20 protein-coding genes are annotated in these 20,106 nt (G+C 65.1%); 15 read left to right on the top strand and 5 right to left on the bottom strand.

From position 1 onward, the window contains the following. Positions 1–69: 69 nt before the first annotated feature. Both MST27_RS15900 and MST27_RS15895 read right to left on the bottom strand, forming a co-directional pair. Positions 70–453 carry a CsgE family curli-type amyloid fiber assembly protein gene (locus tag MST27_RS15900; protein ID WP_275973266.1) on the bottom strand — a complete coding sequence of 128 codons (384 nt, stop codon included), beginning with the start codon at positions 451–453 and terminating at the stop codon, positions 70–72. Positions 454–488: 35 nt separating this feature from the next. Then, on the bottom strand, positions 489–1,073 hold the full coding sequence (locus MST27_RS15895; protein ID WP_243606947.1) for a helix-turn-helix transcriptional regulator: 585 nt from the start codon (positions 1,071–1,073) through the stop codon (positions 489–491). Positions 1,074–1,362: 289 nt separating this feature from the next. On the opposite strand from MST27_RS15895, the gene MST27_RS15890 reads away from it, so the two are divergent. The 4 genes from MST27_RS15890 (at position 1,363) to MST27_RS15875 (ending at position 5,131) form a co-directional block, all read left to right on the top strand. Beyond that, the gene (locus MST27_RS15890) at positions 1,363–3,063 is read left to right on the top strand and encodes an OPT family oligopeptide transporter (RefSeq protein ID WP_243606909.1); all 1,701 of its coding nucleotides are present in this window, start codon (positions 1,363–1,365) and stop codon (positions 3,061–3,063) included. 62 nt (positions 3,064–3,125) lie between these two features. After that, positions 3,126–4,217: an AI-2E family transporter gene (locus MST27_RS15885; RefSeq protein WP_243606908.1), complete on the top strand. Its 1,092-nt coding sequence runs from the start codon at positions 3,126–3,128 to the stop codon at positions 4,215–4,217. A 125-nt stretch (positions 4,218–4,342) separates the two neighbouring features. Then, positions 4,343–4,699 (top strand): hypothetical protein, encoded by a 357-nt coding sequence (locus MST27_RS15880; protein WP_243606907.1) that lies wholly within the window; start codon positions 4,343–4,345, stop codon positions 4,697–4,699. A 129-nt stretch (positions 4,700–4,828) separates the two neighbouring features. Further along, a complete protein-coding gene (locus MST27_RS15875) occupies positions 4,829–5,131 on the top strand; it encodes a hypothetical protein (protein ID WP_243606906.1) in 303 nt (100 codons plus the stop codon). Positions 5,132–5,186: 55 nt separating this feature from the next. On the opposite strand, the gene serA is transcribed toward MST27_RS15875, so the two are convergent. After that, positions 5,187–6,416 carry a phosphoglycerate dehydrogenase gene (serA, locus tag MST27_RS15870; protein WP_243606905.1) on the bottom strand — a complete coding sequence of 410 codons (1,230 nt, stop codon included), beginning with the start codon at positions 6,414–6,416 and terminating at the stop codon, positions 5,187–5,189. A gap of 200 nt (positions 6,417–6,616) precedes the next feature. On the opposite strand from serA, the gene MST27_RS15865 reads away from it, so the two are divergent. The 4 genes from MST27_RS15865 (at position 6,617) to MST27_RS15850 (ending at position 10,721) form a co-directional block, all read left to right on the top strand. Further along, the gene (locus MST27_RS15865) at positions 6,617–8,008 is read left to right on the top strand and encodes an FAD-binding oxidoreductase (protein ID WP_243606946.1); all 1,392 of its coding nucleotides are present in this window, start codon (positions 6,617–6,619) and stop codon (positions 8,006–8,008) included. A 23-nt stretch (positions 8,009–8,031) separates the two neighbouring features. Further along, positions 8,032–8,697: a fumarylacetoacetate hydrolase family protein gene (locus MST27_RS15860; protein ID WP_243606904.1), complete on the top strand. Its 666-nt coding sequence runs from the start codon at positions 8,032–8,034 to the stop codon at positions 8,695–8,697. A gap of 92 nt (positions 8,698–8,789) precedes the next feature. Further along, positions 8,790–9,701 (top strand): SdiA-regulated domain-containing protein, encoded by a 912-nt coding sequence (locus MST27_RS15855; RefSeq protein WP_243606903.1) that lies wholly within the window; start codon positions 8,790–8,792, stop codon positions 9,699–9,701. A 105-nt stretch (positions 9,702–9,806) separates the two neighbouring features. Continuing rightward, positions 9,807–10,721 carry an SdiA-regulated domain-containing protein gene (locus MST27_RS15850; RefSeq protein ID WP_420864250.1) on the top strand — a complete coding sequence of 305 codons (915 nt, stop codon included), beginning with the start codon at positions 9,807–9,809 and terminating at the stop codon, positions 10,719–10,721. Between the two features lie 6 nt (positions 10,722–10,727). Here the strand turns inward: MST27_RS15850 and rpiA are convergent, their stop codons facing one another. Continuing rightward, complete coding sequence (gene rpiA, locus MST27_RS15845; RefSeq protein ID WP_243606902.1) at positions 10,728–11,399, bottom strand: ribose-5-phosphate isomerase RpiA; 672 nt, start codon at positions 11,397–11,399, stop codon at positions 10,728–10,730. A 173-nt stretch (positions 11,400–11,572) separates the two neighbouring features. Between rpiA and ilvA the strand changes: the two genes are divergently transcribed. The 5 genes from ilvA to MST27_RS15820 are packed head-to-tail and all read left to right on the top strand — an operon-like array spanning position 11,573 to position 16,512. Then, positions 11,573–13,087: a threonine ammonia-lyase, biosynthetic gene (gene ilvA / locus MST27_RS15840; RefSeq protein ID WP_243606901.1), complete on the top strand. Its 1,515-nt coding sequence runs from the start codon at positions 11,573–11,575 to the stop codon at positions 13,085–13,087. 20 nt (positions 13,088–13,107) lie between these two features. Next, on the top strand, positions 13,108–13,548 hold the full coding sequence (locus MST27_RS15835) for a DUF2269 family protein (RefSeq protein ID WP_243606900.1): 441 nt from the start codon (positions 13,108–13,110) through the stop codon (positions 13,546–13,548). After that, positions 13,548–14,816, top strand: a complete 1,269-nt coding sequence (locus MST27_RS15830) for a DoxX-like family protein (protein WP_243606899.1) — start codon at positions 13,548–13,550, stop codon at positions 14,814–14,816. Before MST27_RS15835 ends, MST27_RS15830 begins: the two co-directional genes overlap by 1 nt. Then, on the top strand, positions 14,813–15,280 hold the full coding sequence (locus MST27_RS15825; RefSeq protein WP_243606898.1) for a DUF2269 family protein: 468 nt from the start codon (positions 14,813–14,815) through the stop codon (positions 15,278–15,280). Before MST27_RS15830 ends, MST27_RS15825 begins: the two co-directional genes overlap by 4 nt. After that, positions 15,280–16,512, top strand: a complete 1,233-nt coding sequence (locus tag MST27_RS15820; RefSeq protein ID WP_243606897.1) for an MFS transporter — start codon at positions 15,280–15,282, stop codon at positions 16,510–16,512. Before MST27_RS15825 ends, MST27_RS15820 begins: the two co-directional genes overlap by 1 nt. Here the strand turns inward: MST27_RS15820 and MST27_RS15815 are convergent. Then, the gene (locus MST27_RS15815; protein ID WP_243606896.1) at positions 16,496–17,149 is read right to left on the bottom strand and encodes a histidinol-phosphatase; all 654 of its coding nucleotides are present in this window, start codon (positions 17,147–17,149) and stop codon (positions 16,496–16,498) included. The genes MST27_RS15820 and MST27_RS15815 overlap by 17 nt on opposite strands. A gap of 181 nt (positions 17,150–17,330) precedes the next feature. Here MST27_RS15815 and MST27_RS15810 point away from each other — a divergent pair, with 181 nt between their 5' ends. Next, positions 17,331–17,810, top strand: coding sequence for an RNA pyrophosphohydrolase (locus MST27_RS15810; RefSeq protein WP_243606895.1), 480 nt, complete (start codon positions 17,331–17,333; stop codon positions 17,808–17,810). Positions 17,811–17,829: 19 nt separating this feature from the next. Further along, positions 17,830–20,103: a phosphoenolpyruvate--protein phosphotransferase gene (gene ptsP / locus MST27_RS15805; protein WP_243606894.1), complete on the top strand. Its 2,274-nt coding sequence runs from the start codon at positions 17,830–17,832 to the stop codon at positions 20,101–20,103. Positions 20,104–20,106 lie beyond the last annotated feature (3 nt).

Raw genomic sequence — 20,106 nt, 5'->3', positions numbered from 1 at the left:
CTGAACATCCATCGAAAGGTGCAAAAACACCGCAGCCAGCCGAACGGCAGGTATTAAGCCTGCACAGCGTTACAACTCGTCGCGGTCCATGTCGAAGGTGTCGAGCATCAGGTTCTGCAGCTTGTTGCGGCTGATGTCCTCGCGTATCTGCACGGCTGCCTCGTTGGCGATGGCCTCGATTTCCGCCACGTTGGGCTGCAGGAACCGGCGGTAGACGATGCGCTGTCCATGTTCGACCCACACCAGGCTGCCCCAGCGTGCCGAAGGTCGCTCGCGCACCACCAGGTCGCCATCCAGGTCGGTCGCGTCCTGCAGCGCCAGGCTCAGGTAGCGGTGGAAGTCGTGGCCGAAGCGGGTGATCGCGTTATCGATGATGAGCCCGCTCAGCTCCGCCTCGCCCCGCGCCTGAGGGGATTCGATGGGCGCATCCTGGCCGTCCTGGGCCGCATACAGCGGGGTGGCAAGCACGGCGAGCAGGAGCAGGGGCGTCAGGCGTGGCACGGTTCGGACCAGTCCAGCCGGCCACGCAGCAGGAAGGCGGCCTCGGCTCGGTTGGACGCTCCGATCTTGCGCAGCAGGTTATGGATATGGCTCTTGATGGTGTGCGGGCTGAGGCACAGTTGCTCGGCGATTTCGGCGTTCGACAAGCCCTTGCCGGCGAGGCTCAGAATCTCGCGCTCGCGCAGGGTCAGCGAGGGTTTGCTGCCTGCCATCTGGCGCATGCGCCGCCATTGGCTGAGCAGCCGTTCGGTCAGTACCCGCGGCAGCCAGTCGCCGCCGTCGAGCAGGACCTGGATGCCGTCGAGCAGATGCTCGCGCGTGGCGTGGCTGTAGAACACGCCACGGATGCCGGGGTGCTTGTCGACCAGGCGCTCGGCCTGCTCGGGGGCGATGTTTACCAGCGCGACGGGCGTGCCTTCGTCGAGCTGGTCGAGCAGGCCCGACAACTGCTCGGGCTGGCTGTTGCCGGCATCGATGAGGTACAGGTCGGCCGAGGCCTGTGCGGCTTCGTCGAGTCGCGCGAGCGATACGTGCAGTTGTGCCTGTTCGCCGAGGAAGTGGCGGAAGAACAGCCCCAGCAATTCGTTGCCAGTGAGCAGGGTGACCGAGGGTTGATGTTGTTCCCGTAGCTTGAGATCCGCGTCGTCCATGTTCGATCCTTTGGCTGGATTGCCCGTTTGCTAGAAGTACTAGCGTGGAAAAGTTACTAAACGACCGGCGATGCAAGGTGAAGTTCAGCGTCTCGGTGTCGATTGAGCGGGCATCGGCGGGCTAATCCAAATGAGCCGACGGACGGTAGACGCAACGGTAAATGGACTGAATTGACTAAGGTGAGTCAATCACCCATTCGATGGAGTCGGCATGAGCAGAGCCCCCCGAGAACTGACCGCGCGCGCCCTGGTGACCGGGTTGCTGCTGGGCGCCGTGCTGACGCCGTCGAACATCTATTCGGGGTTGAAGATCGGCTGGTCCTTCAATATGTCGATCATCGCCCTGCTGGTGGGCTTCGCATTCTGGCAGGGGCTCGCGCGCAGCTGGCGCGGTGCGGACTGGACGATGCAGGAAAGCAACATCAACCAGACAACGGCTTCGTCGGCCGCCTCGATCATCTCCGGCGGACTGGTGGCGCCGATCCCGGCCTACACGCTGATCACCGGTGCGCAGCTCGATACCCTGCCGCTGACGGCCTGGGTGTTCTCGGTGAGTTTTCTCGGCATCTGGATTGCCTGGTATCTGCGCCCGTCGCTCATCGTTCAGGCCCAGCTGCGCTTCCCGGAAGGCATGGCCACGCTGGCGACCATGCAACAGATCTACAGCCATGGCGCCGAGGCGATTCGGCGGCTCGCGGTGCTGGGCGCGGCGGCGGTCATCGCGGCAGTGACCAAGCTGATCGACAGTCTGGTCTGGAGCCTGCCTCGCTGGGCGCCGACAGTGCAGCTGGAGCGGTTCACTTTCAGCCTGGAGCCTTCGCTGCTGCTGGTGGGGTTTGGCGGGATCATCGGCCTGCGTGTCGGCCTGTCGCTGCTGCTCGGCGCGGTGCTGGCGTGGGGATTGCTCGCTCCCTGGCTGGTCGAGCAGGGGTTGGTGAGGCTGCCCGCCGAGACCGCTGGTCCAGTGTTCGCGCAGCTCATCGAGTGGCTGTTGTGGCCAGGGGTGAGCCTGATGGTCTGTGCCACGCTGACCTCGCTCGGTCTACGGCTGATCGCCACGCGTCGGGAAGCGGCGCGACATCGCTCGGCGTGGCAGCGACCGGCACCCTGGCCGGCGCTGGGGCTGTTGCTTGCCGCCTCGCTGGTGGTGGCCTTGCAGATCGCACTTTTCGACATTCACCCGGGCATGGCGTTGTTGTCTATTCCGCTCGCGCTGTTGCTGGCGATGGTGGCGGCGCGGGTGGTCGGCGCCACCGGCATTCCGCCTATCGGTGCGATCGGCCAGCTGTCGCAACTCAGCTTCGGGGTCATTGCGCCAGGGCAGGTGGCGATCAACCTGATGAGCGCCAATACCGCGGGTGGGGCGGCGGGGCAGTGCACCGACCTGCTCAACGACTTCAAGGTCGGGCATGCCATCGGCGCAGCGCCGGCGCGCCAGGTTGTCGCCCAGTGTCTGGGCATTCTGGTCGGCAGCCTGATCGGCGTGCTGGTCTATCAACTGCTCATTCCCGATCCGCAGGCGATGCTGATCACACCGGAATGGCCGGCGCCGGCCGTGGCCACCTGGAAGGCCGTGGCCGAGACGCTGACCGCCGGGCTCGGGTCGATCAGCCCGGACATCCGCTGGGCGATGCTGGCCGGGGCGCTGGTCGGCATCGTGCTTGGGGCCCTCGAAGCCCTGCTCCCGGTGCGGCGTATGCGCTGGTTGCCGAGTTCGGCGGCGCTGGGGCTGGCCTTCATCATACCGGCGTCGATTTCGCTGATGATGACGTTTGGCGCAGTCCTGGCCTGGCTCTTTGCCGCACGCTGGGGCGGCCTCGCCGAGCGCTTCGTGATCGTCGCCGCGGCCGGGCTGGTGGCCGGCGAGAGCATGGCTGGGGTGGGGATCTCGCTCTGGCAATTGCTGCGTTAGGGTCCTGAATTTCTCGCTAGCCCTCCGGTCCCTATTTCAAGGTCATTCAAGGGGAGGGCGGCATGAGCGATAGCGACACGGGAGGCGAAAGCACGAGGTCGGTCGCCAGCCGCACCATGGTGAAGGTCAGCGTGCTGGCAGCGGTAGCGCTGCTGCTGGTGTTGGTCTGGATCGCCTTCGACTTCCTGCTGCTGCTGTTCGCCGCGCTGTTGTTCGGCGTGCTGATCCACGGTGTCAGCCGCTGGATCAGCGAGAAGACGCCACTGTCGCGCAACCTGTCGATGGCCCTGTTCTTCGTCGTGCTGATCATCGTGACGGGCCTGTTCGGCTGGCTGGTGGCGCCGAGCATTGGTAACCAGATCGACGCGCTGTCGGAGGCCCTGCCCGAAGCGGTCGAGCGACTGCGCGAACGGGCCGACGAATCGGCCTGGGTGCAGCGGCTGATGGAGTACCGGGACAGCCTCGAAGACGGCCTCTCGGCCGGAGACGGGTTCAGTGTCGTCACGGCGGTACTCGCCTCGTTGGGCGGGGCCTTGACCAGTGCTCTGGTTGCCTTTGCCATTGGCGTCTGCCTGGCGTTGGACCCGCGCATTTATCTGGATGGCTTCATCAAGCTCACCCCGCTGGGCTATCGGTCGCGGCTGCGCGAGGTGCTGGTGGAAACCGGCTCGACGATGCAGTCCTGGCTCGTCGCCAAACTCTACGAAATGCTCCTGATCGGCGTTCTGACGACGCTCGGGCTCTGGCTGCTGGGCATCGAGCTGGCATTGGTGCTGGGATTGATTGCCGGGCTGTTGTCCTTCATCCCCAACATCGGCCCGATCATCTCGGTGATCCCGGCGCTGCTGCTGGCCTCGATGGAGGGTATGCGGACCATGCTCTACGTCGCGGGGTTGTACACCCTGGTTCAGACACTCGAGAGCTATGTCTTCACCCCGTGGATGCAAAAGCGGATCGTCTCCGTGCCACCGGCACTGACGATTTCCGTTCAGTTGCTGTTCGGCCTGTTCGCCGGCACGCTCGGGCTGCTTCTCGCGACCCCGCTGGCGGCGGTTGGAATGGTCCTGGTGAACCGGCTCTACATCGAGGACGTGCTGGGCGACCGGGGCGAGTCCGACCAGCGGTCTGACGCTACGCCGGTCGACGAACGGTAGCGTGCTGCAGCGCAGTGCCAGGGCCTCTTTCACGGGGTAGGAAAGATTTCGTAACGCGGTACATGAAACCCCTGCGCCCGCCCAGTGCCCGAACAATAGAGTCCATTGGAAACAGGAGAGTGCAAATGCAAGTGAACAAACTAGCTGCCTTGACCCTGGCCGGTCTCATGTCCACCGGCGTATTCGCCGCCGGAACCTCGGGAGATACTCACAAGGGCTCCACGATGGATGGGCACACGACCGATGACACCAACCGCAACGGCATGAGCACGGGTACCGGTACGACCGGCACCGGAACTGGGACAGGTACCGGCACCGGCACCGGCGGCGCCACCGGCGCTGGCGCTGAAACCGGACCGGGCGCAGGCACGGGTACCAGCGTAGGCAACACTACCGGCACTGGCAACAGCGCAACAGGCAGTGGTACGGGTAGTGGTAGCGGAGCCGGCGGCACTGGCGGTTCCGGTGGCGCGGGCAACTGATACTGCCGCAGCCAGATGAAAAGCCCCGGCCCTGGTCGGGGCTTTTTTGTTGCGGCCTGAGGCCCCTGTTCCGTAATGAGTGGACGGATGCCCGAGCTGCCAATCGATGGCCATCCGTGGAGAGAATCCATGAATACGCATGTTCTTCTGCTTGCGATCGGTCTTCTGCTTACCGGCAACGCGTTGGCCACCGGCACAGGGCCGACGCTCCCGGAAAAGAGCCGCGATCATCCGCTGGATAATCGCGAGCCACGTCAGGAGGTAATCGAACAGCCGCGGGGAGACGAGTCATCGCAACCCAGGCCGCCGACGCTGGAATCTCCCCCTGCCGTGCCTCCCGTCGAACCGACCGAACGACGCGCGCCTGGCACGGCACCCGAACACCCCGCCGGTGAAGCGGGAGGGCCGGACGATTCGACACCTTCCAGCTGAACGCCAGATGCGAAAAAGGGAGGCATGAACCTCCCTTTTCTTGAGCGCGGCGGCTTTAGAAGAGCACGCGGCTACGGATGGTGCCGTTGACGTGCTGCAACTTCTCCAGCGCCAGGTCGGAGTATTCCTTGTCCACGTCGATCACGACGTAGCCGACCTTCTCGTTGGTCTGCAGGAACTGGCCGCAGATGTTGATGCCGTTGTCGGCGAAGACCTTGTTGATCTCGCTCATCACGCCCGGAATGTTCTGGTGGATGTGCAGCAGGCGGTGCTTGCCCGGGTGCGACGGCAGGGCGACTTCCGGGAAATTGACTGAGGACACTGAGGTGCCGTTGTCGCTGTACTTGACCAGTTTTTCGGCGACTTCCAGACCGATGTTGGCCTGCGCTTCGGCGGTGGAACCACCGATGTGCGGGGTCAGGATCACGCGATCCAGGCCGCGTAGTGGGCTTTCGAATTCCTCGTCGTTGGACTTCGGCTCGACCGGGAACACGTCGATGGCCGCGCCGATCAGGTGCTCATCCTTGATCGCGGCGGCCAAGTGATCCAGCTCGACCACGGTACCGCGCGCGGCGTTGATCAGGATCGAGCCCTTCTTCATCGCGCGGATTTCCTTCTCGCCGATCATCCACTGGGTGGATGGCAGCTCCGGGACGTGCAGGGAAACGATGTCGCACATGCCCAGGAGTTCATACAGCGAGCCGATCTGGGTGGCGTTACCCAGGGGCAGCTTGGTTACCACGTCATAAAAGTAGACCTGCATGCCCAGGCCCTCGGCGAGCACCGACAGCTGCGTGCCGATCGAACCGTAGCCGATGATGCCGAGCTTCTTGCCGCGGATCTCGAAGGAGTTGGCCGCCGACTTGATCCAGCCGCCGCGATGGCAGGAAGCGTTCTTCTCCGGGATGCCGCGAAGCAGCAGGATGGCTTCAGCCAGGACCAGTTCGGCGACCGAGCGGGTGTTGGAGTAGGGCGCGTTGAACACCGCGATCCCGCGTTCGCGGGCGGCATTGAGATCGACCTGGTTGGTGCCGATGCAGAAGCAACCGACGGCGATCAGCTTCTTGGCCGCTTCGAAGACGTCTTCGGTGAGCTGGGTACGCGAGCGGATGCCGATGAAATGGACGTCGGCGATCTTCTCCTTCAGCTCATCCTCCGGCAGGGCCGTCTTGAGGTATTCGACGTTGGTATAGCCGGCGGCCTTGAGGGTGTCGACGGCGTTCTGGTGGACGCCTTCGAGGAGAAGGAACTTGATCTTGCTCTTGTCGAGAGAGGTCTGGCTCATCTGCGTTTAAACCTTAAGGCCAAAGGAGAGAACTGAAGTGTCCAGCGAAGGCTGGCCGACCCGGTTCATGCCGGTGCCGGGAGTCTGCCGAGGCACGTTTCAAAAGGGTGCGTATGCTAGCATACGGGCCCCTCGAAACACCCCATGTCCTGAGCTGAAGCGTTCTCAGGGTGACCATGAATCGAATGAGAGTTCCCATGATGACCGACCCCGCCCTGATCGACGAGCTGAAGACCCTGGTCGAGCCTGGCAAGGTGCTGACCGACGCCGATTCGCTCGCTACCTACGGCAAGGACTGGACCAAACAGTACACCCCCGCGCCGAGCGCCATCGTCTTCCCGAAGACGGTCGAGCAGGTGCAGGCGATCGTGCGCTGGGCGAACGATCGCAAGGTGGCCCTGGTGCCCTCCGGTGGTCGAACCGGTCTGTCCGCGGCAGCCGTCGCGCCGAACGGCGAGGTGGTCGTCTCCTTCGATTACATGAACCAGATCCTCGATTTCAACGCCACCGACCGCACGGTGGTCTGCCAGCCGGGCGTGGTCACCGCGCAGCTGCAGCAGTTCGCCGAGGACAAGGGTCTGTATTACCCGGTCGACTTCGCCTCGGCCGGTTCCAGTCAGATTGGCGGCAACATCGGCACCAATGCCGGCGGGATCAAGGTGATTCGTTACGGCATGACCCGCAACTGGGTCGCCGGCCTGAAGGTCGTCACCGGCAAGGGCGACCTGCTCGAACTGAACAAGGACCTGGTCAAGAACGCCACCGGGTATGACCTGCGCCAGCTTTTCATCGGCGCCGAGGGCACCCTGGGCTTCGTCGTCGAAGCCACCATGCGCCTGGAACGCCAGCCGACCAACCTCACCGCGATGGTACTGGGCACGCCGGACTTCGATTCGATCATGCCGGTGCTGCACGCTTTCCAGGACAAGCTGGACCTGACCGCCTTCGAGTTCTTCTCCGACAAGTGCCTGGACAAGATCCTCGGCCGTGGCGACATCCCCGCACCCTTCGAGACGCGCGCGCCCTTCTATGCGCTGCTGGAGTTCGAGGCGACCACCGAGGAGCGCGCCGAGCAGGCGCTGGCGACCTTCGAGCACTGCGTCAACGAGGGTTGGGTGATCGACGGGGTGATGAGCCAGAGCGAGCAGCAGCTGCAAAACCTGTGGAAGCTGCGCGAATACATCTCCGAAACCATCAGCCACTGGACGCCCTACAAGAACGACATTTCGGTCACCGTCTCCAAGGTGCCGGCCTTCCTTGCCGACATCGATGCCATCGTCACCCAGAACTACCCGGACTTCGAGGTGCTCTGGTACGGCCACATCGGCGACGGCAACCTGCACCTGAACATCCTCAAGCCCGAAGCGCTGGCCAAGGAGGCCTTCTTCGAGAAGTGCGCGTCGGTCAACACCTGGGTGTTCGAGACGGTGGAGAAGTACAACGGCTCGATTTCCGCCGAGCACGGCGTTGGCATGACCAAGCGCGACTACCTGACGTACAGTCGCTCGGAAGCCGAAATCGCCTACATGAAGGCGATCAAGGCGGCGTTCGATCCGAACGGCATCATGAACCCCGGCAAGATCTTCGCCTGAAGCCCTTCTCTGAGATTTTCGCGATGACCTACAAGCACCAGTACACCGACGGTACCCCGATCCACTTTCCGCTGGGCAAGGCCGTGTGCATCGGCCGCAACTACGCCGAGCACGCGAAGGAGTTGAACAACCCGGTGCCCACCGAGCCCCTGCTGTTCATCAAGACCGGCAGTTGCGCCGTGCCCCTGGCGGGCGGCTTTTCGATTCCGACCGATCGGGGCGATGTGCATTTCGAGGCCGAAATCGCCGTGCTCATCGGTAAGCCGCTGTCGCGCAAGCCGAGCGAAGAAGAAGTGCTCGATGCCATTTCCGGCTTCGCCCCGGCGCTGGACCTGACCCTGCGTGACGTGCAGGCCAGGCTGAAGGAGAAGGGCCAGCCCTGGGAACTGGCCAAGAGCTTCGACGGTGCGCTGGTGCTCGCGCCCTTCGTACCGGGCGATGCGGTCAGCGACCTGAATGACATTGGCATTCGCCTGACCATCGACGGCGAAGTGCGCCAGGACGGCAACAGCAGCCAGATGCTCAATGCCATCCTGCCGCTGTTGCAGCACATTGCTGGCCATTTCAGCCTGCAGCCGGGCGATGTGGTGCTGACCGGCACGCCTGCCGGCGTCGGCCCGTTGAAACAGGGCAGTTCGCTGGTGTTGGAGCTGGTCGGGCTGTCTCGCTTCGACAGTCGCGTGCTCTGATCCAGCCGGGTCGGGCGTCCCGCCACGCCCGATCCGTATCTTCCGGCCCTGGCTCGTGCTGTAATCCGGCCTCGCTTCCGGAACCCATTCGCATGTCAGCCAAGCCTCGTTCACGTTCCCGCCTGCGTCTCGCCCTGTTCACCCTGCTCGGTCTCGTTCTGCTCCTGGTCCTGGTGGCCGGTGCCTTGCTGCACTGGGATGACCAGTTGCGCCTCCTCTGGCAGGAGCAGCGAACCAGCGACCAGCAGCGGGCCGCGAGTGTCTGGCTGCCGGACTACGAGCTGGTGCTCGAGGCACGGTTGCCCGGGCTCGAGGAAGATGAAACCTCCGGTCTCACCTGGAATCCAGCGACCGGGACGCTGTTCACCGTGACCGGGCAGAACCCCCAGCTCGTTGAATTCACGCCCGGCGGGGTGGTGCTGCGACGGGTGAAACTGACCGGCTTTTCCGATCCCGAGGCAGTCGAGGCGCTGGATGACGGGCGCCTGGGCATCGTCGATGAGCGTCGTCGGCTGGTCGCGGTGTTCCAGTTGCCTCCCGGTGTGGAAAGCCTCGACCTGAACGACCTGGCCACCTATGACCTGGGCTTCGAAGACGCGGGCAACAAAGGCTTCGAAGGCCTGGCCTGGAATCCGCTTACCCAACGCATGCTGCTGGCCAAGGAGCGTGATCCACAGGGCCTGTTCGAGCTGCCGTTCCCGGGAGAAGACGGCGCGCCCGGGGCGCTCGAAGCCCTGCCCAGGCAGCCGCTGTTGGTGCGTGACATCTCCTCGGTGACCATTGATCCGCGCACCGGCCACACCCTGATGCTGTCCGATGAGTCCCGGCTCCTGGTCGAACTCGACCTGATGGGGCGGCCGCGCAGCTTCATCAGCCTGTTCGGTGGCCTCAACGGCCTGGTGGACGGCATCGATCAGGCCGAAGGCGTGGCCATGGACGAGCGCGGCGACATTTATGTGATCGCCGAACCCAACCTGCTCTACGTATTCAGCCGCAAGCGGTAACGGTCTGCAGCGGCTGCTGTCCATGTCTGCGCCCAGGGGAGCCGCCATTAAGTTTCGGCTAAGGTTGGCCGTGCACCCTGTCGCTCCTCCCATTCTCGAGGGTGCATGATGCGCCTAGCTTTCAAATCGACACTGGCCGTGATGGCCGGCGCCGCCCTGCTGCTGGCGATCGCGGTCGGCCAATACTTCCGCTTCTTCGAGCAGACCTGGTTTCATTTCGGGCAATGGCGCGAGGCCGATCAGCGCGAGGCCGCCTCGCTCTGGCTACCCGACTACCGCGCCGAGATCCAGGCGCAGCCGGTCGAGGGTATCGAAGACGACCTCTCGGCGTTGACCTTCGATCCCGACCGCAACAGCCTGATCGCCATCACCAACGGCAACCCGCAGCTGCTCGAGCTCAGCCTGGACGGCAAATTGCTTCGGGCCATCACGTTGGTGGGCTTTGGCGACCCCGAGGCGATCGAATACGTCTCGCCCGGCGTCTATGTGGTCAGTGACGAGCGGCCGCAACGCCTGCTGCGCGTAGAGGTGGACGAGCAGACCCGCGTGATCGACGCGGCGACCAGTCAGCAGCTTTCGCTGGGCATCGGGCAGAACGGCAACAAGGGGTTCGAGGGGCTGGCCTATGACGTGGTCGGCAAGCGCCTGTTCGTTGCCAAGGAGCGCGACCCGGTGCGCATCTATGAAGTGCAGGGATTTCCCTATGCCCCTGGCGATCAGCCGCTGGCGGTGCACGTCACCGAGGACCTCGAGCGCGACGCCGATCTTTTCGTGCGCGATCTGTCCAGCCTGCAGTACGACGAGCAGACCGGTCATCTGCTGGCGCTCTCGGACGAGTCACGCCTGGTGGTCGAGCTCGACATCCATGGCAAGCCCATCAGCACATTGTCGTTGCGGGCCGGGAATCACGGGCTGACGGCTGATGTGCCACAGGCCGAGGGGCTCGCCATGGGTCCGGATGGCACCGTCTTTCTGGTCAGCGAGCCCAACCTGTTCTACCGGTTCCGCAAGGGCGGCTGACCGGCCTCAGCGCTTGAGCGTCTGAACGCCATCCTTGGTGCCGAGCAACAGGATGTCGGCCGGACGCATGGCGAACAGGCCGTTGGTGACCACGCCGACGATGTTGTTGATCTGCGCCTCGAGCTCCGGGGCGAAGCCGATCATCAAGTTGTGCACATCGAGGATGACGTTGCCGTTGTCGGTCATCACGCCGTCGCGGTAGACCGGGTCACCGCCGAGCTTGACCAGCTCGCGGGCGACGTGGCTGCGCGCCATGGGGATGACCTCGACCGGCAGGGGAAAGGCGCCGAGGCGCTCGACCAGCTTGCTGCCGTCGGCGATGCAGATGAAGGTCCTGGCGACGGCCGCGACGATCTTCTCGCGGGTCAGGGCCGCGCCGCCCCCCTTGATCAGCTCCAGGTGGCTGTTGGTTTCGTCCGCGCCGTCGACGTAGAACTCCAGTTCCGCCACCGAATTGAGGTCATAGACCGGAATGCCGTGACCCTTCAGGCGCTCGGCAGTCGCCTCGGAGCTGGCCACCGCGCCGTCGAAGAAGCCCTTGTGCTTGGCCAGCAGATCGATGAATAAGTTGGCGGTGGAGCCGGTGCCGATGCCGACGATGCTGCGGTCGGTGAGCTGCGGAACGATGAGGTCGACAGCGGCCTGGGCGACCGCCTGCTTGAGTTGATCCTGGGTCATGGCGTAAGGGTCCGGGCGGAGAGGAAACGAGGGGCGCCAGTATAGCGGCGCGGCACCGGCGGGTCTTGCGCGTCGAGGCTGTAACGGTGTTTCGCGCGCCGATTGTTGGTGGTCGGCGCGTTTTCCGCAGAGTAGACTCGTTGGCCCCGCAGTGCCCGCCAAGATAGCCCACGATGCTCGAAAACTACGTCAAGAAGATCCTCACCTCGCGCGTCTACGACGTCGCCGTGGAAACCCCGCTCCAGCCCGCACGTCAGCTCTCCGAGCGGCTGGGCAACCAGATTCTGCTCAAGCGCGAGGATCTGCAGCCGGTCTTCTCGTTCAAGATTCGAGGCGCCTACAACAAGCTGGCACAGCTTTCCGCCGAGGAGCTGGCGCGTGGCGTGGTCACCGCATCGGCCGGCAATCACGCGCAAGGTCTGGCGCTGGCCGCCAAGCACATGGGGGTTAAAGCGACCATCGTGATGCCGCGCACCACGCCGGAACTGAAGGTGCAGGGGGTGCGCTCGCGGGGCGGCAAGGCCGTGCTGCATGGGGATTCCTTTCCAGAAGCGCTGGCACATTCGCTGAAGCTGGTCGAGGAGAAGGGCCTGGTCTACGTCCACCCCTACGACGACCCGCACGTGATCGCCGGGCAGGGCACCGTGGCCATGGAGATCCTGCGCCAGCACCAGGGGCCGCTGCATGCGATCTTCGTCCCGGTCGGCGGCGGTGGTCTGATCGCCGGGATCGCCGCCTACGTCAAATACCTTCATCCTGAAACCAAGGTCATCGGTGTCGAGCCGGACGATTCCAATTGCCTGCAGCAGGCGCTGGCCGCCGGTGAGCGCGTGGTGCTGCCGCAGGTCGGCATCTTCGCGGACGGGGTGGCCGTGGCGCAGATCGGCCAGCACACCTTCGACATCTGCAAGGATTACGTCGACGAAGTCATCACCGTCAGCACCGACGAGATCTGCGCGGCTATCAAGGACATCTACGACGACACCCGTTCGATCACCGAACCGGCCGGTGCGCTGGCCGTCGCCGGCATCAAGCGCTACGTCGAGCGCGAAGGCATCGAGCAGCAGGTGCTGGTCGGCATCGACTCGGGCGCCAACGTCAATTTCGATCGCCTGCGCCATGTGGCCGAACGTGCCGAGCTGGGGGAGAAGCGCGAGGCGATCATCGCCGTCACCATCCCGGAGGAGCCCGGCAGCTTCAAGGCCTTCTGCGAAGCCATCGGCAAGCGTCAGATCACCGAATTCAACTACCGCTACCACCAGGACCGCGAGGCGCACATCTTCGTCGGTGTGCAGACCCACCCGGAAAACGACCCCCGGGCGGCGCTGGTCGAAGGGCTCCGGGCGCAGGGTTTCCCGGTGCTCGACCTGACCGACAATGAATTGGCCAAGCTGCACATCCGTCACATGGTGGGTGGGCATGCCTCGGGCGTCAGCGACGAAGTGGTCTACCGCTTCGAGTTCCCCGAACGCCCGGGCGCGCTTTTCAATTTCCTCAACAATCTGGGCGGGCGCTGGAACATTTCCATGTTCCATTACCGCAACCATGGTGCGGCGGACGGGCGTGTGGTCGCCGGTCTGCAGGTCCCGGCCGAGGAGCGCCACCTGTTGCCGGGGGCGTTGGACAAGATTGGCTACCGCTACTGGGATGAGACGGACAATCCCGCCTATCGACTCTTTCTCGGCTGATGCCGTAACCGTGAGGCCCGATGGAACACTACACGCTGCTTAACATCGTGCACGCCGCCCTGGCGATCCTGCTCACCCTGGGGTTGATCGCGCATGTCGCCATGCTCTGGAAGGCCTGGCGTCGCGCCGATCCGGCCGTGCTGCAGCAGAAGCTGCGCCGAACCCGGTTGATGTCGCTGCCGCTGCTCGCCGCGCTGGGGTTGTTGTTGCCCGTGACGGGCTGGTGGCTGGCGCACCTGGCGGGTTTCCCCCTGGGCCAGCTGTGGCTGCTGGCCAGCTCGATCCTCTTCCTGATCCTGGTGCCGCTGACCTTGCTGCTCGGTGGCCGCCTGCGCGCCTGGCAGGCCGCGGGTGACGCCCCGGTACCGGCGAAGCTCCCACGCTTTGCGCTGGTCTATGCCGGGCTCATCCTGCTGATTCTCCTGGCGATCATGGGCCTGATGGGAGCCAAGCCGGCCTGATGCGTATCCTGCTGGTAGGCGCCAGCGGTTTCATCGGCCGGCATCTGCTGCGGGCGCTGCTGGCGCGCGGGCATGAGGTCGTCGCCACGTCTCGTTCGGGCAGGGGCGAGGCGTGGCCCGGCGTGCAGTGGTGCTCGCTGGACCTGGCCGCGCTGGCGGTGACGCCCGGCGTGTTCGGCTGGCCGGAAGGTGTCGACCTGCTGATCAACGCCAGCGGGGTGCTGAGCAGCGATGCTCAGGCTGTCGCGGCCGTGCAGGATGCCGGGGCCCGCGCGCTGTTCGATCTGGCTGAACGCCAACACTGCCCGGTCATCCAGTTTTCGGCGCTGGGTGCGGGTGAGCACCCTGATGTGCCTTTCCTGGCCAGCAAGGGCGCCGCCGATGACTATCTACTCGGTCTGAACCTGACAGCGGTGGTGCTGCGGCCGTCGCTGGTGGTCGGTGAGGGGGGAGCCAGCAGCGGCTGGCTGACCCGCTTGTCGCCCTGGCCGCTGATCCCTCTGCTCGACACGCGCGCACGCATTCAGCCGCTGCAGCTGGACGACCTGCTCGTCGCGGTGCTCGGTCTGTTGCGGCAGTGGCCGGCGGCGTCCTGCATCGTGCCCCTGGTCGGCCCGGAGGCGATGACGCTCCCACAGTTGATCGACCGGCTGCGTGCCGCTCAGGGCTGGGGGCCGGCGCATTACTTCGAGATACCCGGCGCGCTGGCTTCGCTTGGCGCACGAGCGGGCGATCGCCTGGGTTGGCGTGCGCTCAATGCCCAGACGCTGCGCCTGGCGCGACGGGACAACCTCGCCTCGTCAACCTCGATGCGCGAGCGCTGTGGTCACGAGGCGGCGCCCGTGGCCAGCCCGTGGCTCGACTGGCCGCGACGCGAGCTGAGCGTGGCATTGACGCTGCGTCCCTTGATGCTCGCCGTTCTCGTCGTGATCTGGCTGGGCACGGCGGCGGTCTGCCTCGGCCCGGGGTTCGATTGGGGGCTGCGGATCATGGCGGAACTGGGCATCACCGGGTTGGCGGCCACCTTCGCCGTCGTAGCGGGGGCGCTGGCCGATGCGGCGTTGGGCCTGGGTTTGCTCCTGCGGCGGTGGCGCCGCGATGCTTTGCGCGCACAGCTGGCGCTGATGCTGGGCTACATGCTCATCATCAGCCTGTGGCTGCCGCATTACTGGTTCGACCCGTTCGCCGCAGTGGCCAAGAATCTGGTGCTGCTGGTGGCCACGCTCTGGCTGCTGTTGACCGAACCTGCCCGGACGCGCACGCGATGAGTCTCTATCTGCTGATCAAGACGCTGCATATCCTGTCTTCGACGATCCTGTTCGGCACTGGGCTCGGCTCGGCCTACTACAGCTGGCGCGCCTGGCGCAGCGGACGGATCGAGGTGATCGCGGTGACGTTCCGCCATCTGGTGTTCGCCGACTGGGCCTTCACCGCGACCACGGCCATCGTTCAGCCGCTCAGTGGCCTGGCGCTGATGCACCTGGCCGGCTTCGATCTGAGCCAGCCCTGGCTCAAATGGAGCATCGGTCTATACATACTGGCCGGTGCGTGCTGGTTACCCGTGGTCTGGCTGCAGATTCGCGTGCACAGGCTTGCCGAACAGGCCCTGCGGGACGGCACCCCGCTTGCGCCCGAGGCGTTCCGTTACATGCGCTGGTGGTTTGCCCTGGGCTGGCCGGCGTTCATCGCCTTTGTGGCGATCTTCTATCTGATGGTGAGCAAGGGGATGTGATGACCGGAGCGGCCAGCAAGGCACCGGCAGATGTCGTCATCGTGGCGCTGGTCACCGCCCTGTGCCTGACTGGCGATTCCATGCTCTACATCGCGCTGCCGATCTACTGGCGCGAGGCCGGGCTGGATGCGCTCTGGCAGGTAGGCGTGCTGTTGGCGGTCAACCGGTTCATCCGTCTGCCATTCAACCCGCTGATCGGGGCGCTCTATGCGCGCATCTCCCTGAAGGCTGGCCTGCTGGTGGCGGTCATGCTCGGGGTCGTCACCACTGCCGGCTACGCATTGGCCAGTGGGTTCGTCGCCTGGCTGGTGCTGCGCGCACTCTGGGGCGTGGCGTGGTCGTTCTTTCGCATCGGCGGGCTGTCGGCGGTCGTCTATTGCGCCGCTGACGATCAGCGCGGCCGGGCCATGGGTCTGTACAACGGGCTGTACCGCCTGGGCAGTCTTGTCGGCATGTTGGTTGGCGGGCTGCTGGTGCCCGTGTTCGGCCTGCCGGCGCTCGCCCTGGCGTTCGGCGCGGTGGCGTTGCTGGGACTTCCATTGCTGCTGTTCGGATTTCACCCGCCGGCCGGTCACCAGCCCTTGCCCAGCCAGCGGGCGAGCCGGTCGACGGCTGCCGCGCTGCCGCTTCACTGGCGGCGCATCGTTTTCAACGGCTTCAGCATTGCGCTGCTGGTGCAGGGCGTGCTGGCTGCGACCCTCAGCGCGCTGATCGCTCATCTCTATGGGGCCGAAATTGCGCTGTTTGGCGTGCTGTTTGGCGTGACTGCGCTGTCGGGGTTGTTGCAGGCAGCACGCTGGAGCTGGGAGACATGGCTAGGCGGTCGGATCGGGTCGCTCAGCGACGGCCCACAGGGACGCCTGCCGTTGCTGGTGGCAGCGCAGGCGTCGATGGCGTTGGCTTTCGGCTGCCTGGTCCTCAACCTGCCGCTGGGGTTATGGCTGCTGCTGTGCCTGCTGGTCATGGTGCTGTGCACGGCCCTGACCACGCTCGGCGATGCGCTGGCGGCGGATGCCGCGCGCCAGGGCGACGTGGTGCGCTCGATGACCCGTTATTCGATCGGCCAGGACCTGGGGGCTGCGCTCGGCCCGCCACTGGCCTTTCTCCTGCTGACCGTCCCGGGCGGCTTCGCCTGGCTTTACGGGGGTGGCGCGCTGCTGTTGGCGGGTCTCGCCGCAGGCTGGTGGGTTACGCTGCGCGGTCAGCGCCCGCCCTTCAGCGCAGCGAAATGACCTTCCAGCCGCGCTGCTCGGCGATCTGCCGGAGCGTTGGGTCCGGGTCGACGGCAACCGGATGGCTGACGCGTTCGAGCAGTGGCAGATCGTTGCGCGAGTCGCTGTAGAAATAGCTGCCGTCCAGGCTCTGATCGTTGTCCTGCAGCCAGCGCTCGATGCGGGTGACCTTGCCTTCCTGGAAGCAGGGAATGTCGGTAAGCCGCCCGGTGTAGCGGCCATCGCGCATCTCGCATTCGGTGGCGAGAAGGGTGTCGACGCCCAGGCGCCTGGCGATCGGGCCGGTAATGAAGCGGTTGGTGGCGGTGATGATCACCACCCGGTCGCCGGCCTCGTGGTGTTGACGCACCAGTGCTTCGCCCTTGGCCAGCACGATGGGTTCGATGTGGTCGCGCATGAACTCGGCGTGCCACTGCTGGAGCTGCGCCATTTCGCTGCGGCCGAGCAATTCCTGACAGAAGTTCTGATAGGCGTGCACGTCCAGTCGGCCGGCCAGGTAGTCCTGATAGAAGGCGTCGTTGCGCGCGCGATAGGACTCGGTGTCGACCAGGCCGCGCTGGCAGAGGAATTCGCCCCAGGCGTGGTCGCTGTCGCCGGCCAGGAGGGTGTTGTCGAGATCGAAAAGAGCCAGGCGCACGCTGCATCCTCGAAGCTGATGGTGGGGGGCGCAGCATAGCGGGATTAGCACCTCGGCGGCACCTTCGCAGTGCGCCTGGCGGCGCGTGCACGGCGCTGGATCAATGGCCGCGAAGCGTGCTTTCTGCTTTCCGCTTTTTTGTGGAACAATGCCGCGACATGCGTTTGCGAGGTTGTATGCCGTGATCGACTCCGATGGTTTTCGCCCCAATGTCGGCATCATCCTGACCAATGATGTCGGCCAGGTGCTCTGGGCCCGGCGGATTAATCAGGATGCCTGGCAATTCCCGCAAGGCGGCATCAATCCGCGCGAGACGCCCGAAGAAGCGCTCTATCGTGAACTCAACGAAGAAGTCGGCCTGGAACAGCAGGATGTCCGGATCCTCGCCTGCACCCGTGGCTGGCTGCGTTATCGCCTGCCGCAGCGCCTGGTGCGCACGCACAGCCAGCCGCTGTGCATCGGTCAGAAGCAGAAGTGGTTCCTGCTGCGCCTGACGGGCGCCGAGGAACGGGTTCGCATGGACGTCACCGGCAAGCCCGAGTTCGACGGCTGGCGCTGGGTCAGCTACTGGTACCCGCTGGGCCAGGTGGTCACCTTCAAGCGCGAGGTCTACCGTCGCGCGTTAAAAGAACTCGCCCCGCGCCTGTTGGTGCGGGACTGACGGGAGAAAGCCCCTGAGCATGCTCGGCACGCTGCGCAAGATCGTCCAGGAAGTCAACGCCGCCAAGGACCTGAAGTCGGCCCTGGGCATTATCGTGTTGAGGGTTCGGGAAGCCATGGGCAGCCAGGTCTGCTCCGTCTACCTGCTCGACCACGAAACCGGCCGCTTCGTCCTGATGGCCACCGAAGGCCTCAACAAGAAGGCCATCGGCAAGGTCAGCATGGCGCCCAACGAGGGCCTGGTCGGCCTGGTCGGCACACGGGAAGAACCCCTCAATCTCGAGCACGCCTCCGAGCACCCCCGCTACCGCTACTTCGCCGAGACTGGCGAGGAGCGTTATGCCTCCTTCCTCGGGGCGCCGATCATTCACCACCGACGCGTCATGGGCGTCCTGGTCATTCAGCAGAAGGAGCAGCGCCTGTTCGACGAGGGCGAGGAAGCCTTCCTCGTCACCATGAGCGCGCAGCTCGCCGGCGTCATCGCCCATGCCGAAGCGACCGGCTCGATCCGCGGCCTCGGCCGGCAGGGCAAGGGTATTCAGGAAACTCGCTTCATCGGCATTCCCGGGGCGCCGGGTGCTGCAGTCGGCAAGGCTGTGGTGGTGTTGCCCCCAGCCGATCTGGATGTGGTCCCGGACAAGACGGTCGATGACATTCCCGCCGAGCTGGCGCTGTTCGAGTCGGCACTGGAGGCGGTGCGTGCCGACATGCGCGCGCTGTCCGAAAAGCTCGCCACGCAGATGCGCAAGGAAGAGCGTGCGCTGTTCGATGTATACCTGATGATGCTCGACGATTCCGCCCTCGGCGGCGAGGTGACCAAGGTCATCCGCACCGGCCAGTGGGCGCAGGGTGCACTGCGCCAGGTCGTCGGCGACCACGTCGCGCGCTTCGAAATGATGGACGACGCCTATCTGCGCGAGCGCGCCTCCGACGTCAAGGACATCGGTCGTCGCCTGCTCAGCTACCTGCAGCAGGCCCGCCAGCAGACGCTGACCTACCCGGACAACACCATCCTCGTCAGCGAGGAACTGTCGCCGGCCATGCTTGGCGAGGTGCCCGAAGGCAAGCTCGTGGGTATGGTCTCGGTACTTGGCTCGAGCAACTCGCACGTGGCGATCCTCGCCCGCGCCATGGGCATTCCCACGGTGATGGGCGCCGTGGACCTGCCTTATTCCAAGGTCGATGGCATCGAGCTGATCATCGACGGCACGCGCGGCGAGATCATCACCAACCCGGCCAAGGTGCTGCGTGAGCAGTACCTGGTGCTCGCCGAGCAGGAGCGGCAGCTGTCCGAAGGCCTGGACGTGCTGCGCGAGCTGCCTTGCGAGACCACCGATGGCGTGCGCATCCCGCTGTGGGTCAATACCGGCCTGCTCGCCGATGTGGTGCGCGCCCAGGAGCGTGGCGCCGAGGGCGTCGGCCTGTACCGCACGGAAGTGCCCTTCATGATCAAGGAGCGCTTCCCCAGCGAAAAGGAGCAGATGGCGATCTATCGCGAGCAGCTGCAGGCCTTCCATCCACTGCCGGTGACCATGCGCAGCCTGGACATCGGCGGCGACAAGAGCCTGCCGTACTTTCCCATCAAGGAAGAAAACCCGTTCCTCGGTTGGCGCGGCATCCGCGTGACGCTGGATCACCCCGAGATCTTTCTGCTGCAGACTCGCGCCATGCTCAAGGCCAGCGCGGGGCTGAACAATCTGCGCATCCTGCTGCCGATGATTTCCGGCACCCGTGAACTCGAAGAAGCGCTGCACCTGATCCATCGGGCCTGGGGCGAGGTGCGCGACGAAGGCACCGACGTCGAGATGCCGCCGGTCGGTGTGATGATCGAAGTGCCGGCCGCTGTGTACCTCACGCGCGAGCTGGCGCGCCAGGTGGACTTCATCTCGGTCGGCTCCAACGACCTCACCCAGTACCTGCTGGCGGTCGATCGCAACAACCCGCGTGTCGCCGACCTCTACGACTACCTCCACCCGGCGGTGCTCGAGGCTCTGCAGCGCATCGTTCGCGAGGCGCATGACGAGGGCAAGCCGGTCAGCATCTGCGGCGAGATGGCCGGCGACCCGGCTGCGGCGATTCTGCTGCTGGCGATGGGCTTCGACAGCCTGTCGATGAACGCCACCAACCTGCCGAAAGTGAAATGGATGCTGCGCCAGATCAGCTCGGCCACCGGCCGCGAGCTGCTGGCCAAGGTGATGAAGATGGACAGCCCGCAGGTCATCCACGCCACCATGCAATTGACGCTGCGCAACCTCGGGCTGGATCGCATGGTCAACCCGGCCGCGGCGATCTAGCGA

It is taken from the genome of Stutzerimonas marianensis, from assembly GCF_022810315.1.
In the GTDB taxonomy this organism is placed as follows: domain Bacteria; phylum Pseudomonadota; class Gammaproteobacteria; order Pseudomonadales; family Pseudomonadaceae; genus Stutzerimonas; species Stutzerimonas marianensis.
The sequence above is the reverse complement of the archived record's forward strand: the minus strand, read 5'-3'. Positions and strand labels throughout refer to the sequence as shown.